Raw genomic sequence first — 13,911 nt, 5'->3', positions numbered from 1 at the left:
ATGGCAAAGGCTAAATTTGAACGTACTAAACCGCACGTTAACATCGGTACTATCGGTCACGTTGACCATGGTAAAACTACTCTGACTGCTGCTATCACTACTGTATTGTCCAAAACTTACGGTGGTGCTGCAATGTCCTTCGACCAAATCGACAAAGCTCCAGAAGAACGCGAACGTGGTATCACGATCTCCACTTCCCACGTTGAATATGAAACACCTGCTCGTCACTATGCACACGTTGACTGCCCAGGACACGCCGACTATGTTAAAAACATGATCACTGGTGCTGCCCAAATGGACGGCGCAATCCTGGTTGTATCCGCAGCTGACGGCCCTATGCCGCAAACTCGCGAACACATCCTGTTGTCCCGCCAAGTAGGCGTTCCTTACATCGTTGTATTCTTGAACAAATGCGACATGGTTGAAGACGCTGAACTGCTTGAACTGGTTGAAATGGAAGTTCGTGACCTGTTGAACGAATACGAATTCCCAGGCGACGACACTCCAATCATCCAAGGTTCTGCTCGTGAAGCTCTGCAAAACCCAGATGGCGAGTGGGCACAAAAAATCGTTGAAATGTTCAACATCATCGACGAATACATCCCAACTCCAGAACGCGACACTGACAAACCTTTCCTTATGCCTGTCGAAGACGTGTTCTCCATCACTGGCCGCGGTACCGTTGCTACAGGCCGCGTAGAACGTGGTACTGTTAAAGTCGGCGACGAAATTGAAATCGTTGGTATCAAAGAAGAAACTAAAAAATCCGTTGTTACCGGCGTAGAAATGTTCCGCAAATTGCTTGATTCCGCTCAAGCAGGCGACAACATCGGTGCATTGCTTCGTGGTGTAGACCGTAACCAAATCGAACGCGGTCAAGTACTTGCTAAACCAGGTTCCGTTAACCCACACACTGAGTTCACGGCTCAAATCTACGTTCTGACTAAAGAAGAAGGTGGCCGTCATAAGCCTTTCTTCACTGGATACCGTCCACAGTTCTACTTCCGTACAACTGACGTAACGGGTATCATCAACCTGCCAGAAGGTTCCGAAATGGTTATGCCTGGCGACAATATCACTGTAACTGTACAACTGATCTCCCCAATCGCGATCGAAGAAGGAACTAAATTCTCCATTCGCGAAGGCGGACGTACCGTTGGTGCAGGCGCGGTAGCAAGCATCATCAAGTAATAATCTTGGAATGACTTTGCTTCATTGAAGCTTATGAATTCTTCGATTTCAAATATAGGGCGATAAGCTCTTCGCTTTGCAACATTGTACTGGAACCAGTAACATTGTGATGTAAATGAAAGTCACAGGAGGTGCTGCTCTTAATGAGCAGCGCCTTTTGTTTTGATGATTATATAGAATTTCTAATTAATAACGCTCTCATATGTAACATCCAGAAATGATCTATTATATATAGAAGGAAAAGTCGGAACTGCTCGTAAAGAGTAGATAGAAGAAGAGTTTGGACCAACCGAAACTGCCTGCCAAATCAATGCTGCGCATCGATTTGAAAAGAATGATGTTTTTCTAATGAAAAGCTTGCAATATGCCCGCTCTTTCTATATAATAGTGAATGTTGTTCTGAGACGTTGCGATGATGTGAGAGGTTACTGACACACCCGGCCCCTTTGCCATGGAGCAGTGTGTTAGAAAATTTTCACGGAGTATGTCCGATACCAAATTGGGCGATAGAAGGAGGGACTAAAATGGCAAAGCAAAAAATTCGTATTCGTTTGAAAGCTTACGATCACAGAATTCTTGATCAATCCGCTGAGAAAATTGTTGAAACTGCGAAACGTTCTGGTGCTGGCGTATCCGGACCGATTCCACTTCCAACTGAAAAACAAATCATTACTATTCTCCGTGCGGTACACAAGTATAAGGATTCTCGGGAGCAATTCGAAATGCGCACTCATAAGCGTCTGATCGACATTGTTAACCCAACTCCACAAACTGTGGATGCTCTTATGCGCTTGGACCTGCCGTCCGGTGTAGATATCGAAATCAAACTGTAATTTCCGTCAAGGAATCAAGAAGGGAAAAGAGGTGTCAACATGAAAGGTATCTTAGGAAAAAAACTCGGAATGACCCAAGTATTTACCGCTGAAGGTAATGTAATTCCTGTAACGGTTATCGAAGCAGGTCCTTGCGTTGTTCTGCAAAAGAAAGATATCGAGAACGATGGATACGAAGCGATCCAAATCGGTTTCTCCGATAAAAAAGAAAAGAATGCCAATAAACCTGAAGCAGGTCATGCCAAAAAGGCAAATACTGCACCTAAGCGCTACGTTCGCGAAGTTCGCGGTGTTGACCTCGGAGCATACGAGGTTGGCCAAGAACTGAAAGCCGATATTTTTGTGGAAGGCGAATATGTTGACGTAACAGGTACTTCCAAAGGTAAAGGTTTCCAAGGTAACATCAAACGTTGGGGACAAAGCCGCGGACCAATGGCTCACGGTTCCCGTTACCATCGTGGACCAGGTTCCATGGGTTCCATCCAAGCAAACCGCGTTCCTAAGGGCAAACGCCTTCCAGGACACATGGGCCATGTGACCGTTACGGTTCAAAAACTTGAGATCGTTAGAGTGGACGTAGAACGCAATGTTCTCCTGATCAAAGGTGCGATCCCAGGACCTAAAAACAGCTTCGTGAAAATCAACGAAACGGTGAAAAAATAATCACCTAAGGAAAGGAGGAACAATAAATGCCAAAAGTATCCGTGTTTAATGTCAGCGGAAGCCAAGTAGAAGAATTGGAATTGAACGAAGCGGTATTCGGTATTACGCCAAACGTTCATGTCATGAACCAAGCCGTATTGCTGCAAAGAGCATCTTTGCGCCGCGGTACGCATAAAGTGAAAGGCCGTTCTGAAGTACGCGGCGGCGGACGTAAGCCTTGGAAACAAAAAGGCACCGGCCGTGCTCGTCAAGGTTCGATCCGTTCACCACAATGGAAAGGCGGCGGTACTGTGTTTGGTCCAACACCACGCAGCTACTCGTTCAAACTTCCTAAAAAAGTTCGTCGTCTGGCGATCAAATCCGCGTTGTCTTCGAAAGTAATCGATAACAACATTATTGTTTTGGATGCACTTGCATTGTCCACGCCAAAAACGAAGGAATTTGCATCCATCCTGAACAACCTTAAAGTGGAACGTAAAGCTCTGATCGTGGCTCCTAGCTATGATGATAATGTGGCTCTTTCCGCTCGTAATATTCCTGGTGTGAAATTCGTAGCGGCAGACGGCATTAATGTTCTTGACGTACTTCTGTACGACAAGCTGATCATTACGAAAGAAGCAGTTCAGAAGGTAGAGGAGGTGCTCGCGTAATGAAAGATCCTCGTGATATTATCAAACGTCCTGTTATTACAGAACGTACGGCTGACTACATGAGCGATTTGAAATATGCTTTTGAAGTTGATATTCGTGCCAACAAAACCGAAATCAAACAAGCCGTTGAGTCTATTTTCAAAGTGAAAGTAACCAACGTTAACACTATGCGCGTTCCAGCTAAGCCAAAACGTTATGGCCGCTACAACGGTTACACAACCGAGTGGAAAAAAGCCATCGTAACGCTGAGCAAGGACAGCAAAGCGCTAGAGTTTTTTGAATCTGTAGAGTAAGGAGGAATAAACGTGCCTATTAAAAAGTATAAACCGACTTCCCCGGCAAGACGTAACATGTCCGTCTCTACTTTTGAAGAGATTACGACAAATCAGCCGGAGAAATCGTTGCTTGCACCGCTCAGCAAAAAAGCTGGCCGCAACAACCAAGGTAAAATTACAGTTCGTCATCACGGCGGCGGACACAAACGTAAATACCGTATCATCGACTTTAAACGTACGAAAGACGGCATACCAGGTACCGTTGCTACAATCGAGTATGACCCGAACCGTACTTCCAACATCGCTCTGATCCACTATGCAGACGGAGAGAAACGTTACATCATCGCTCCTAAAGGTCTGAAAGTCGGAGATAAGATCGAATCCGGAGCAGGCGCCGACATCAAAATCGGTAACGCTCTGCCAATGGAAAACATTCCAGTGGGTACTGTTATCCACAATATCGAATTGCAGCCAGGCAAAGGCGGACAATTGGTTCGTGCAGCCGGTACCGAAGCTCAGCTTCTTGGTAAAGAAGAAAAATACGTAACTGTACGTTTGTCTTCCGGTGAAGTTCGCCACATCCTGAAAACTTGCCGCGCTACGATCGGTTCCGTAGGTAACGGAGACCATGAGCTGATCAAAATCGGTAAAGCAGGCCGCAGCCGCTGGCTCGGACAACGTCCTGAAGTTCGCGGTGTTGTTATGAACCCTAACGATCACCCTCACGGTGGTGGTGAAGGCCGCGCTCCAATCGGACGTAAATCGCCAATGTCTCCATGGGGCAAACCAACCCTTGGTTACAAAACGCGTAAAAAAGGAAAAGCTTCTGACAAATATATCGTTCGCCGCCGCACGAAATAATGCACGTTGTGCATAACTTCGTGAAGTGCCGAAAGTAACGAGAGATTGGATGAAGGGAGGATTTTATAGATGAGTCGCAGTTTGAAAAAAGGACCTTTCATTGATGGGTACCTGCTGAAAAAAGTAGAAGTGATGAACGAGTCGAACAAGAAAGCTGTTATCAAAACTTGGTCCCGCCGCTCTACGATTTTCCCACAATTTATCGGTCATACGTTCGGTGTATACGATGGACGCAAGCATGTGCCTGTATACGTAACGGAAGACATGGTAGGTCACAAGTTGGGCGAATTTGCTCCAACACGTACTTACAAAGGTCATACGGACGATGACAAGAAAACAAGAAGATAATTTGAAGCTCTTTGTTTGAGAGGAGGTAAAATAAATGGAAGCAAAAGCACATGCTAGATCGATCCGGATTGCTCCTCGTAAAGTCAAACTCGTGGTTGACTTGATTCGCGGCAAGCAAGTTGGTGAGGCAATCGCCATTCTTCGCCACACTCCGAAATCGGCTTCCCTGGTTGTAGAGAAGCTGCTGAACTCAGCGATCGCCAATGCTGAGCATAACTACTCTATGGATATTAACAATTTGGTTGTGAGCCAGGTTTTCGTAAACCAAGGGCCAACCATGAAGAGATTCCGTCCACGTGCCATGGGTCGTGCGAGCCGAATCAACAAACGCACCAGCCACATTACTTTGGTGGTATCTGAAAAATAAGGAGGGATAACGTGTGGGCCAAAAGGTAAATCCAGTCGGACTCCGGATCGGTATTATCCGTGATTGGGAATCGAAATGGTATGCAGGCAAAGATTTCGGAAATCTTTTGCTGGAAGACGTTAAAATTCGTGAATACCTTAAAAATAAATTGAAAGATTCCGCTGTATCTCGCATTGAGATTGAAAGAGCGGCAAATCGTGTGAATGTGACTATCCACACTGCGAAACCAGGCATGGTTATCGGTAAAGGTGGTTCTGAAGTCGAAGTGCTGCGGAGCCAAGTTACGAAAATTGCAGGCGGTAAAAAAGTTCACATCAACATTTCTGAAATCAAACATGCGGACATGGACGCAATTCTGGTTGCGGAAAGCATTGCACAACAATTGGAACGTCGCGTTTCTTTCCGTCGTGCACTGAAACAAGCAATCCAAAGAACAATGCGTTCCGGCGCTAAAGGGATTAAAACACAAGTCAGCGGACGTCTTGGCGGCGCTGAAATCGCTCGTACAGAAGGCTACAGTGAAGGAACTGTTCCACTTCATACGCTTCGTGCTGACATCGACTACGGTACAGCTGAAGCACATACGACTTACGGCCGTATCGGCGTAAAAGTATGGATCTATCGTGGAGAGGTTCTTCCTACGGCTAAGAAACAAGTAGCTCAGGAAGGAGGCAACTAATCATGTTGGTACCAAAACGTGTAAAACACCGCAAGCAGCAACGCGGTCACATGAAAGGTATGGCAAAAGGCGGCACTGAGCTGAACTTCGGCGAATTCGGTCTGCAGGCTCTGGAGCCAACTTGGATCACAAACCGCCAAATCGAAGCTGCGCGTATTGCGATGACTCGTTACATCCGCCGCGGTGGTAAAGTTTGGATTAAGATTTTCCCTGATAAGCCGATTACTCAAAAACCTCTTGAAGTGCGTATGGGTAGCGGTAAAGGTAACGTTGAAAAATGGGTCGCAGTTGTCAAACCAGGCAAGATTATGTTTGAACTTGGAGGCGTGCCAGAGGAAGTTGCTCGCGAAGCGATGCGTCTCGCCGCTCACAAGCTGCCGATCAAAACGAAGTTTGTGAAACGTGAAGAATTGGGTGGTGAAGCAAATGAAAGCTAATGATCTGCGTAACTTGACCACTGCAGAAATTGAGCAAAAGATTGCGGGCTTTAAAGAAGAACTCTTTAACCTCCGTTTTCAATTGGCTACCGGACAGCTTGATAACCCGACTCGGATCCGTGATGTGCGCAGGGAAATAGCTCGTGCTAAAACCGTCATCCGTGAAAGAGAACTTGGGATTAGTTAATTGATGCAGACAATATTGCCTGTATTCAGGAAGGAGGCTAACGATGAGCGAAGAACGCAATGCTCGTAAAGTGCAAATCGGTAAAGTTGTCAGCGACAAAATGGATAAAACCATTGTCGTAGCTGTTGAGACTTACAAAAAGCATGATCTCTACCACAAGCGCATTAAATATACGAAAAAATTTAAAGCGCATGATGAGAATAACACTGCAAAAATCGGAGATACCGTTAAAATCATGGAAACTCGCCCGCTCTCCAAAGACAAACGCTGGAGACTGGTAGAAGTCGTTGAAAAAGCGGTTATCATCTAAAGATATAGCGACAGTTTTTCCGAAAGGAGGAAATTTCAATGATTCAACCATTTACACGTCTGCAAGTGGCTGACAATTCCGGTGCGAAGGAACTGATGTGTATCCGCGTATTGGGAGGAACAGGTCGTCGTACTGCAGCAATTGGCGATTTGATCGTTTGTTCCGTAAAACAAGCAACACCAGGCGGCGTTGTCAAAAAGGGTGACGTAGTCAAGGCTGTTGTGGTTCGTACGAAGCGTTCTGTACGTCGTAAAGACGGATCTTACATCGCATTTGACGAAAACGCAGCGGTTGTTGTTAAAGAAGACAAGAGCCCACGCGGAACTCGTATTTTCGGACCAGTGGCACGTGAACTTCGCGATAAAGACTTCATGAAAATCGTTTCCTTGGCACCGGAAGTTATCTAAGACTTTAAGGTGAATCGGATAACCGATAGAATAGATCGTTCCAAGTTATCTTGCCAAAGCGGCAAGCTGCAGGAGGTGTAACAAATGCCAAAAGTGAAAAAGGTTCTGGAATCCCACAACAACAAGCTTCACGTCAAAAAAGACGACACGGTTATGGTGATCAGCGGTAAAGACAAAGGCAAAAAAGGCCGTGTCATTGCAGCTTATCCTCGTGAAAACCGCGTGCTGGTGGAAGGCGTGAACATGGTGAAAAAACACCAAAAGCCTAACCAAATGAACCCGCAAGGCGGAATCATCGAACAAGAAGCGCCAATCCACGTATCCAACGTGATGCATCTTGATCCGAAGAGCGGCAAAGTAACCCGTATTGGTTATAAAGTGCTCGATAACGGTAAAAAGGTTCGCGTAGCGAAAAGATCCGGAGAGGTTATCGATTAATCGAACAGTGGAGAAAGGAGGTTTATGATTCATGGCAGCAAGAATGAAAGAACGTTTTCTGAACGAAATTACTCCTGCTTTGATGCAGAAGTTCAACTATTCTACGGTAATGCAAGTACCTAAAGTCGAGAAGGTTGTCATCAACATGGGTGTGGGTGATGCCGTATCCAACTCGAAAGTACTTGATTCCGCAGTGAATGATATGCAGCTGATCGCTGGTCAAAAACCAGTTATCACTCGTGCTAAAAAATCCATCGCAGGATTCAAATTGCGTGAGAATATGCCGATCGGTGTGAAAGTAACGCTGCGCGGTGAGCGCATGTATTACTTCTTGGACAAATTGTTCAACATCACCCTTCCACGTGTACGTGACTTCCACGGCGTGTCCACCAAAGCATTTGACGGACGCGGTAACTACACGCTTGGCCTCAAGGAACAACTGATCTTCCCTGAGATCGAGTACGATCAAGTGGATAAAGTCCGTGGTATGGATATCGTTATCGTAACGACGGCTAAAACTGACGAAGAGTCCCGCGAGCTGCTCGCTCAATTGGGAATGCCTTTCGCGAAGTAATTCGTGAATCCATTTCTCCGAAAATTATTAGGAGGTGTCAGGCTAAGTGGCAAAAACTTCGATGAAAGTAAAACAACAACGTACGCCTAAGTATAAAGTTCGTGCTTACACACGTTGCGAACGTTGTGGTCGTCCACATTCGGTACTGCAAAAATTCAAAATTTGCAGAATTTGTTTCCGTGAATTAGCTTATAAAGGCCAGATTCCTGGCGTGAAAAAAGCAAGTTGGTAAGTAGTTTATAACCGGGAAGGAGGTTCACACACATGACTATGTCTGATCCAATTGCAGATATGCTTACTCGTATTCGTAACGCTAACACTGTGCGTCACGAAACAGTAGAAATGCCTGCTTCGACGATGAAAAAGCAAATTGCTGAGATCCTGAAGCGTGAAGGTTTCATCCGTGATGCAGAATATATCGATGACAATAAACAAGGGATTATCCGTGTTTTCCTGAAATACGGCCCTAACAACGAACGCGTTATCTCCGGTCTGAAGAGAATCAGTAAACCAGGTCTGCGCGTATACACGAAGAGCAACGAAATTCCTCGTGTACTCGGCGGTCTCGGAATCGCGATTATCTCCACTTCCAAGGGGATTATGACTGACAAGGAAGCTCGTCAATCCAAAGCTGGCGGAGAAGTTGTCTGCTACGTTTGGTAATACACGTCACAGAACAAGGAGGTGCAACACATGTCCCGTATTGGTCGCAAACCAATCGCAGTACCTAGCGGTGTGGATGTCACACTGAACAATAGCGTAATCACCGTTAAAGGCCCTAAAGGCTCTTTGACTCGTGAACTTCACAAAGATATGAAAGTAACGGTTGAGAACAACGAAATCGTCGTTGAACGCCCATCTGAAAACAAACTGCATCGTTCCCTTCACGGCACGACCCGCAGCGTTGTCAACAACATGGTAAGCGGCGTAACCGAAGGATTCTCCAAATCTCTGGAATTGGTTGGGGTCGGATATCGTGCAAACAAATCCGGAGATAAGATCGTCCTGAACGTAGGTTACTCTCATCCGGTTGAAATCACTCCAGAACCAGGCATCGAATTCGAAGTGCCTTCAAATACGAAAATCATCGTAAAAGGGATCGATAAAGAGCGCGTAGGTGCATACGCTGCCCAAATCCGTTCCGTTCGCGAACCTGAGCCATACAAAGGCAAAGGTATCAAATATGAAGGCGAACGCATCATCCGTAAGGAAGGTAAAGCTGGTAAGAAGAAATAAGTTTTCTAAACTTATCAGTTTTTTACCCTGTGCGTCTTAAAGTGAAGCTGTAATGGCAAACTGAAAGGAGTGAAAGGGAAGTCATGATTACTAAACAGGATAAGAACAAAGCACGTGTCAGACGTCATCTGCGTGTACGCAAGAAAATCCAAGGTACTGCAGCTCGTCCACGTCTGAACGTATTCCGTTCTTCTAAACATATCTATGCTCAACTGATCGACGACGTAGCAGGCGTAACCATCGTTTCCGCATCCACTGTGGATAAAGAACTGAGCGGTTCCGTTAAAAACGGCGGCAGCGTAGAAGCAGCTCGTCAAGTTGGCGAACTGGTTGCTAAACGCGCGAAAGAAAAAGGTCACACAGCGGTAGTATTCGACCGTGGCGGTTACCTGTATCATGGACGGATTCAAGCCCTGGCTGAAGCAGCACGCGAAGCAGGCTTGGAATTCTAAGAATTTCTAAAAAGGAGGTTAACGACTTGCGTGTAGATCCGAACACTTTAGAACTGTCTGAAAGAGTTGTAAATATTAACCGCGTAGCTAAAGTTGTAAAAGGCGGACGCCGTTTCAGCTTCAGCGCTCTGGTTGTTGTCGGCGACGGCAAAGGCTGGGTTGGTGCGGGTATCGGTAAAGCCGGCGAAGTACCTGACGCGATCCGCAAAGGCATCGAAGATGCTAAGAAAAATCTGATCCACGTTCCGATCGTAGGAACAACCATTCCTCACCTGGTAACTGGCCACTTTGGTGCTGGTCGCGTTCTGTTGAAACCAGCTTCCGAAGGTACTGGAGTAATCGCTGGCGGTCCTGTTCGTGCGGTACTCGAACTGGCTGGTGTAGGTGACATCTTGACAAAATCTTTGGGTACTTCGAACTCCATGAATATGGTCAACGCGACTTTGGAAGGTTTGTCCCGTCTGAAGCGTGTTGAAGAGGTTGCCAAACTTCGTGGCAAATCTGTCGAAGAGCTGCTCGGGTAAGGAGGGAATGTCATGGCTAAACTTCAAATTACCCTCGTCCGCAGTGTGATCGGTCGTCCTGAAAATCAACGTACGACTGTAAAAACTCTCGGCTTGCGTAAACTTAATTCCAGCGTGGTGCACAACGACAATCCCGCGATTCGCGGCATGGTCAACAAAGTGAGCCATCTGGTATCCGTTAAAGAAATCGAAGGTTAATCTGCTTTAGAATTAACCTACAAATATTAAGGAGGTGCAACGAACGATGAAGTTACATGAACTTACTTCAGCTGCTGGTTCCCGCAAAGACCGCAAGCGTGTAGGTCGCGGTACAAGTAGCGGTACGGGTAAAACATCCGGTCGCGGTCACAAAGGGCAAAACGCTCGTTCCGGCGGCGGTGTGCGTCCTGGATTCGAAGGCGGACAGAACCCACTGTATCGTCGTTTGCCAAAACGTGGTTTTGTAAATCCTACCCGGAAAGAGTATGCGATTGTTAACATCGAGGAACTGAACAGCTTTGCAGAGGGCACAGAAGTTACTCCTGAATTTTTGGTGGAGAGCGGCGTAGTGAAAAACACGAAAAGCGGCATCAAAATTCTTGGCAACGGTGAAGTAACCGTGAAGTTGACTGTAAAAGCAAACAAGTTCTCTCAATCTGCGGTAGAGAAGATCGAGGCTGCCGGCGGTAAAACCGAGGTGATCTAATGTTTAAGACCCTAAAGAATATATGGCGGGTTGAGGACCTTCGTAAAAGAATTTTGTTCACCTTGTTTGTGCTGATCATTTACCGTATCGGTTCATTCGTTCCTGTTCCTGGCGTCAATAAGGCGGTCTTGGAACAGACGAATCAGCAAGGCGCAGAATTGTTTGGTCTCTTAAACACGTTCTCGGGCGGTGCGCTGCATCAGTTCTCGATCTTCGCCCTCGGGATCGTGCCGTATATTACCGCGTCCATTATCGTGCAATTGCTTTCGATGGACGTTATCCCGAAGCTGGCCGAGTGGGCAAAACAAGGGGAGCACGGGAAAAAGAAATCCGCGCAATTGACGCGGTACCTTACGGTAGCATTGGCTATCATCCAGGCATTTGCAACATCTATCGGTTTTAACCGGATGTACTCGGCCGAAATGATTCCTAATGCGACCTTTGCAGATTATCTGCTGATTGCCATCGTGCTGACAGCAGGTACCTCATTCTTGATGTGGCTAGGTGAGCAGCTGACGGAAAAAGGAATCGGAAACGGGATTTCCCTGCTGATTTTCTCCGGGATCGTTGCCAATATTCCGGGTTATATCCGTTCTTCGGCTCAATCCGAGTTTATTCAAGAAGGTCAGACTTTTATGAATACGCTGAAAACACTAATCGTCTTGCTTGTGATTGTAGCGATTATTGTCGGTGTGATTTACATCCAACAGGCGATTCGTAAAATTCCTGTACAATACGCCAAACGTGTGGTCGGCAACAAGATGTATGGTGGACAGAATACGCATATTCCGCTGAAAATCAATGCGGCTGGCGTTATTCCGGTTATCTTCGCCGTATCCCTGCTGCAATTCCCTACCATTATCGCGGGATTCTGGTCTAATCATGAGTGGGCTAAATGGATTATGAACAACTTGAGATATGACTACCCTCTCGGTATGGTATTGTATATCCTGATGATCATTGGTTTTACGTTCTTCTACACCTTCGTGCAGATGAACCCGAACCAAATGGCTGAGAACATGAAGAAGAACGGCGGCTATATCCCTGGCATTCGTCCAGGTAAAGCTACCGAGAAATATCTGACCCGTGTAATGTCCCGGCTTACCATGACCGGAGCACTTTTCCTGGCTGTTATTTCTATCTTGCCGATCGGTTTTGGTACGCTGGCTCACTTGCCAAGCGCAGTTAAAATCGGAGGCACTTCGTTCCTGATCGTCATCGGGGTGGCACTTGATACGATGAAGACCATCGAAAGTCAGTTGATCAAACGCCACTATAAAGGTTTTATCAATAAATAAGTAATAGGTTCCGGTGAAGTGGCTTTTAAGCTTCCCGGCAACTTATTGCGTTGTTTCTTGTAAAGAGGCAAGACGGAGGGAGAGAAAAACGTGAACATACTATTCATGGGCCCTCCTGGGGCAGGAAAAGGAACACAGGCGGAAGTCATTGTCAATGAATTCGGCATTCCCCATATTTCCACCGGCGATGCATTTCGTTTGGCGATTAAACAGGGAACTCCCATTGGGATTAAAGCTAAAGAATACATGGATCAAGGACTTCTGGTACCGGATGACGTAACGATCGGCATTGTGGAAGAACGTCTGCAGCAGTCCGATTGCGAAAAAGGTTTTTTATTGGATGGTTTTCCAAGAACTCTTTCGCAAGCGGAAGCGCTGGATGAAATTCTTAGCAGACTGAATACCCAGCTCGATCATGTCGTCAACCTCAAGGTCGACCGCGACAAATTGATGGCACGCCTGACGGGCCGCCGGATTTGTAAAAGCTGCGGAGCTACTTACCATGTGATCTTTAATCCGCCAAAACAGGAAGGTGTATGTGATAAATGCGGCGGCGAGTTGTATCAGCGCTCGGATGACAACGAAGAGAGCGTAGGTACCCGTCTGGACGAATATATCAACAAAACAGCACCGCTCCTAGCATTTTATGAGAACAAAGGTCTTTTGCGTCAGATCGATGGTGATCAAGAAATCGGTACGGTATCGAAAGAAATCGTATCGGTGCTGCGAGGTTAGTCGTAATGATCATTTGTAAGTCCGAAACGGAACTCGGCTTTATGCGGGAAGCAGGGCGAATTGTGGCGGAAACGCATCGTCTCATGGCAAAACACATTGAACCGGGTATTACGACCGGGGAACTGGACGCTATTGCCGATCACTACATTCGCAGTCAGAAAGCACTGCCGTCTTTTAAGGGCTACAATGGTTTTCCTGCCAGCATTTGCGCTTCAGTCAATGATCAATTGGTACATGGATTTCCCGGCAAACGCAAATTAAACGAAGGCGACATTATTACGCTAGACATCGGTGCGCAGTACCGTGGTTATCATGGAGACTCCGCTTGGACCTATCCTGTAGGCAAAATTTCGGCTGAAACCCAGCGTCTGCTGGACGTAACCGAAGCATCTTTGTATGCAGGCTTGGAGCTTGTCAAACCTGATGTGCGCCTGTTCACGATCTCGCATGCCATCCAGTGCGTCATTGAAGACGCCGGATTCTCTGTTGTTCGGGAGTATGTCGGACACGGAGTTGGGGCAGAACTGCATGAAGAACCCGAAATTCCGAACTATGGCGTTCCGGACCGGGGCCCACGGCTCAAACCCGGCATGGTGCTGGCGATTGAACCGATGGTAAATGCCGGCTCGCGTTATGTCAAAACGCTGGAAGACAACTGGACGGTCGTTACGGTCGACGGATCCATGTGCGCTCACTTCGAGCATACGGTTGCCGTTACTGACGGCGGACATGAAATTCTCACAAAACTGGATATGTAGGTG

25 protein-coding genes are annotated in these 13,911 nt (G+C 46.6%); all 25 read left to right on the top strand.

What is annotated here, in order from left to right; translation table 11 throughout:
- The 25 genes from tuf to map all read left to right on the top strand — a co-directional run bounded on the left by tuf (position 1) and on the right by map (position 13,908).
- Positions 1-1,191, top strand: a complete 1,191-nt coding sequence (gene tuf, locus L6442_RS29980) for an elongation factor Tu (RefSeq protein ID WP_194234534.1) — start codon at positions 1-3, stop codon at positions 1,189-1,191.
- 524 nt (positions 1,192-1,715) lie between these two features.
- The gene (rpsJ, locus tag L6442_RS29975) at positions 1,716-2,024 is read left to right on the top strand and encodes a 30S ribosomal protein S10 (protein WP_005544556.1); all 309 of its coding nucleotides are present in this window, start codon (positions 1,716-1,718) and stop codon (positions 2,022-2,024) included.
- A gap of 39 nt (positions 2,025-2,063) precedes the next feature.
- Entirely contained in the window at positions 2,064-2,687 is a 624-nt protein-coding gene (gene rplC, locus L6442_RS29970; RefSeq protein WP_212980822.1) for a 50S ribosomal protein L3, read from the top strand.
- 26 nt (positions 2,688-2,713) lie between these two features.
- Positions 2,714-3,337: a 50S ribosomal protein L4 gene (gene rplD, locus L6442_RS29965; RefSeq protein ID WP_194234536.1), complete on the top strand. Its 624-nt coding sequence runs from the start codon at positions 2,714-2,716 to the stop codon at positions 3,335-3,337.
- Positions 3,337-3,630 (top strand): 50S ribosomal protein L23, encoded by a 294-nt coding sequence (gene rplW / locus L6442_RS29960; RefSeq protein WP_194234537.1) that lies wholly within the window; start codon positions 3,337-3,339, stop codon positions 3,628-3,630. Before rplD ends, rplW begins: the two co-directional genes overlap by 1 nt.
- A gap of 12 nt (positions 3,631-3,642) precedes the next feature.
- The gene (gene rplB / locus L6442_RS29955; protein ID WP_194234538.1) at positions 3,643-4,473 is read left to right on the top strand and encodes a 50S ribosomal protein L2; all 831 of its coding nucleotides are present in this window, start codon (positions 3,643-3,645) and stop codon (positions 4,471-4,473) included.
- 69 nt (positions 4,474-4,542) lie between these two features.
- Entirely contained in the window at positions 4,543-4,821 is a 279-nt protein-coding gene (gene rpsS / locus L6442_RS29950) for a 30S ribosomal protein S19 (protein ID WP_076176739.1), read from the top strand.
- A 34-nt stretch (positions 4,822-4,855) separates the two neighbouring features.
- Positions 4,856-5,188, top strand: a complete 333-nt coding sequence (gene rplV, locus L6442_RS29945; RefSeq protein WP_076176740.1) for a 50S ribosomal protein L22 — start codon at positions 4,856-4,858, stop codon at positions 5,186-5,188.
- 13 nt (positions 5,189-5,201) lie between these two features.
- A complete protein-coding gene (gene rpsC / locus L6442_RS29940) occupies positions 5,202-5,867 on the top strand; it encodes a 30S ribosomal protein S3 (protein ID WP_127606518.1) in 666 nt (221 codons plus the stop codon).
- 2 nt (positions 5,868-5,869) lie between these two features.
- Positions 5,870-6,304 carry a 50S ribosomal protein L16 gene (gene rplP, locus L6442_RS29935; RefSeq protein WP_194234539.1) on the top strand — a complete coding sequence of 145 codons (435 nt, stop codon included), beginning with the start codon at positions 5,870-5,872 and terminating at the stop codon, positions 6,302-6,304.
- Positions 6,294-6,491: a 50S ribosomal protein L29 gene (gene rpmC, locus L6442_RS29930; RefSeq protein ID WP_036712586.1), complete on the top strand. Its 198-nt coding sequence runs from the start codon at positions 6,294-6,296 to the stop codon at positions 6,489-6,491. The genes rplP and rpmC overlap by 11 nt, the downstream gene beginning before the upstream one ends.
- A gap of 43 nt (positions 6,492-6,534) precedes the next feature.
- Positions 6,535-6,801 carry a 30S ribosomal protein S17 gene (rpsQ, locus tag L6442_RS29925; RefSeq protein WP_194234540.1) on the top strand — a complete coding sequence of 89 codons (267 nt, stop codon included), beginning with the start codon at positions 6,535-6,537 and terminating at the stop codon, positions 6,799-6,801.
- A 38-nt stretch (positions 6,802-6,839) separates the two neighbouring features.
- Complete coding sequence (gene rplN, locus L6442_RS29920; protein WP_160045381.1) at positions 6,840-7,208, top strand: 50S ribosomal protein L14; 369 nt, start codon at positions 6,840-6,842, stop codon at positions 7,206-7,208.
- An 84-nt stretch (positions 7,209-7,292) separates the two neighbouring features.
- On the top strand, positions 7,293-7,646 hold the full coding sequence (gene rplX, locus L6442_RS29915) for a 50S ribosomal protein L24 (RefSeq protein WP_160045382.1): 354 nt from the start codon (positions 7,293-7,295) through the stop codon (positions 7,644-7,646).
- 31 nt (positions 7,647-7,677) lie between these two features.
- Positions 7,678-8,220 carry a 50S ribosomal protein L5 gene (rplE, locus tag L6442_RS29910; RefSeq protein WP_194234541.1) on the top strand — a complete coding sequence of 181 codons (543 nt, stop codon included), beginning with the start codon at positions 7,678-7,680 and terminating at the stop codon, positions 8,218-8,220.
- Between the two features lie 46 nt (positions 8,221-8,266).
- Positions 8,267-8,452: a type Z 30S ribosomal protein S14 gene (locus tag L6442_RS29905; RefSeq protein ID WP_074961883.1), complete on the top strand. Its 186-nt coding sequence runs from the start codon at positions 8,267-8,269 to the stop codon at positions 8,450-8,452.
- A gap of 32 nt (positions 8,453-8,484) precedes the next feature.
- Complete coding sequence (rpsH, locus tag L6442_RS29900; RefSeq protein ID WP_194234542.1) at positions 8,485-8,883, top strand: 30S ribosomal protein S8; 399 nt, start codon at positions 8,485-8,487, stop codon at positions 8,881-8,883.
- A 30-nt stretch (positions 8,884-8,913) separates the two neighbouring features.
- Entirely contained in the window at positions 8,914-9,456 is a 543-nt protein-coding gene (gene rplF / locus L6442_RS29895; RefSeq protein ID WP_194234543.1) for a 50S ribosomal protein L6, read from the top strand.
- Between the two features lie 83 nt (positions 9,457-9,539).
- Positions 9,540-9,908 carry a 50S ribosomal protein L18 gene (gene rplR, locus L6442_RS29890; protein WP_194234544.1) on the top strand — a complete coding sequence of 123 codons (369 nt, stop codon included), beginning with the start codon at positions 9,540-9,542 and terminating at the stop codon, positions 9,906-9,908.
- A gap of 26 nt (positions 9,909-9,934) precedes the next feature.
- Positions 9,935-10,432 carry a 30S ribosomal protein S5 gene (gene rpsE, locus L6442_RS29885; protein WP_194234545.1) on the top strand — a complete coding sequence of 166 codons (498 nt, stop codon included), beginning with the start codon at positions 9,935-9,937 and terminating at the stop codon, positions 10,430-10,432.
- Between the two features lie 12 nt (positions 10,433-10,444).
- Positions 10,445-10,630, top strand: coding sequence for a 50S ribosomal protein L30 (rpmD, locus tag L6442_RS29880; RefSeq protein WP_194234546.1), 186 nt, complete (start codon positions 10,445-10,447; stop codon positions 10,628-10,630).
- A 46-nt stretch (positions 10,631-10,676) separates the two neighbouring features.
- Positions 10,677-11,117 (top strand): 50S ribosomal protein L15, encoded by a 441-nt coding sequence (rplO, locus tag L6442_RS29875; protein ID WP_194234547.1) that lies wholly within the window; start codon positions 10,677-10,679, stop codon positions 11,115-11,117.
- Positions 11,117-12,415, top strand: coding sequence for a preprotein translocase subunit SecY (gene secY / locus L6442_RS29870; protein WP_212980823.1), 1,299 nt, complete (start codon positions 11,117-11,119; stop codon positions 12,413-12,415). The genes rplO and secY overlap by 1 nt, the downstream gene beginning before the upstream one ends.
- A gap of 90 nt (positions 12,416-12,505) precedes the next feature.
- Complete coding sequence (locus tag L6442_RS29865) at positions 12,506-13,150, top strand: adenylate kinase (protein WP_194234549.1); 645 nt, start codon at positions 12,506-12,508, stop codon at positions 13,148-13,150.
- Positions 13,151-13,155: 5 nt separating this feature from the next.
- Positions 13,156-13,908 (top strand): type I methionyl aminopeptidase, encoded by a 753-nt coding sequence (gene map / locus L6442_RS29860; protein WP_212980824.1) that lies wholly within the window; start codon positions 13,156-13,158, stop codon positions 13,906-13,908.
- The last annotated feature ends 3 nt before the right edge of the window (positions 13,909-13,911 follow it).

Origin of the sequence: Paenibacillus azoreducens (assembly GCF_021654775.1) — a bacterium.
Taxonomy (GTDB): Bacteria; Bacillota; Bacilli; order Paenibacillales; family Paenibacillaceae; genus Paenibacillus_AQ; species Paenibacillus_AQ azoreducens.
Note: the sequence above shows the minus strand (reverse complement) of the source record. Positions and strands in the feature narration are given on the sequence as shown.

What these genes read in the sequence shown, in the direction of transcription:
- tuf (WP_194234534.1), top strand. Translation starts at nt 1, where the DNA reads ATGGCAAAGGCTAAATTTGAACGTACTAAACCGCACGTTAACATCGGT.
- rpsJ (WP_005544556.1), top strand. Translation starts at nt 1,716, where the DNA reads ATGGCAAAGCAAAAAATTCGTATTCGTTTGAAAGCTTACGATCACAGA.
- rplC (WP_212980822.1), top strand. Translation starts at nt 2,064, where the DNA reads ATGAAAGGTATCTTAGGAAAAAAACTCGGAATGACCCAAGTATTTACC.
- rplD (WP_194234536.1), top strand. Translation starts at nt 2,714, where the DNA reads ATGCCAAAAGTATCCGTGTTTAATGTCAGCGGAAGCCAAGTAGAAGAA.
- rplW (WP_194234537.1), top strand. Translation starts at nt 3,337, where the DNA reads ATGAAAGATCCTCGTGATATTATCAAACGTCCTGTTATTACAGAACGT.
- rpsS (WP_076176739.1), top strand. Translation starts at nt 4,543, where the DNA reads ATGAGTCGCAGTTTGAAAAAAGGACCTTTCATTGATGGGTACCTGCTG.
- rplV (WP_076176740.1), top strand. Translation starts at nt 4,856, where the DNA reads ATGGAAGCAAAAGCACATGCTAGATCGATCCGGATTGCTCCTCGTAAA.
- rplP (WP_194234539.1), top strand. Translation starts at nt 5,870, where the DNA reads ATGTTGGTACCAAAACGTGTAAAACACCGCAAGCAGCAACGCGGTCAC.
- rpmC (WP_036712586.1), top strand. Translation starts at nt 6,294, where the DNA reads ATGAAAGCTAATGATCTGCGTAACTTGACCACTGCAGAAATTGAGCAA.
- rpsQ (WP_194234540.1), top strand. Translation starts at nt 6,535, where the DNA reads ATGAGCGAAGAACGCAATGCTCGTAAAGTGCAAATCGGTAAAGTTGTC.
- rplN (WP_160045381.1), top strand. Translation starts at nt 6,840, where the DNA reads ATGATTCAACCATTTACACGTCTGCAAGTGGCTGACAATTCCGGTGCG.
- rplX (WP_160045382.1), top strand. Translation starts at nt 7,293, where the DNA reads ATGCCAAAAGTGAAAAAGGTTCTGGAATCCCACAACAACAAGCTTCAC.
- rplE (WP_194234541.1), top strand. Translation starts at nt 7,678, where the DNA reads ATGGCAGCAAGAATGAAAGAACGTTTTCTGAACGAAATTACTCCTGCT.
- rpsH (WP_194234542.1), top strand. Translation starts at nt 8,485, where the DNA reads ATGACTATGTCTGATCCAATTGCAGATATGCTTACTCGTATTCGTAAC.
- rplF (WP_194234543.1), top strand. Translation starts at nt 8,914, where the DNA reads ATGTCCCGTATTGGTCGCAAACCAATCGCAGTACCTAGCGGTGTGGAT.
- rplR (WP_194234544.1), top strand. Translation starts at nt 9,540, where the DNA reads ATGATTACTAAACAGGATAAGAACAAAGCACGTGTCAGACGTCATCTG.
- rpmD (WP_194234546.1), top strand. Translation starts at nt 10,445, where the DNA reads ATGGCTAAACTTCAAATTACCCTCGTCCGCAGTGTGATCGGTCGTCCT.
- rplO (WP_194234547.1), top strand. Translation starts at nt 10,677, where the DNA reads ATGAAGTTACATGAACTTACTTCAGCTGCTGGTTCCCGCAAAGACCGC.
- secY (WP_212980823.1), top strand. Translation starts at nt 11,117, where the DNA reads ATGTTTAAGACCCTAAAGAATATATGGCGGGTTGAGGACCTTCGTAAA.
- map (WP_212980824.1), top strand. Translation starts at nt 13,156, where the DNA reads ATGATCATTTGTAAGTCCGAAACGGAACTCGGCTTTATGCGGGAAGCA.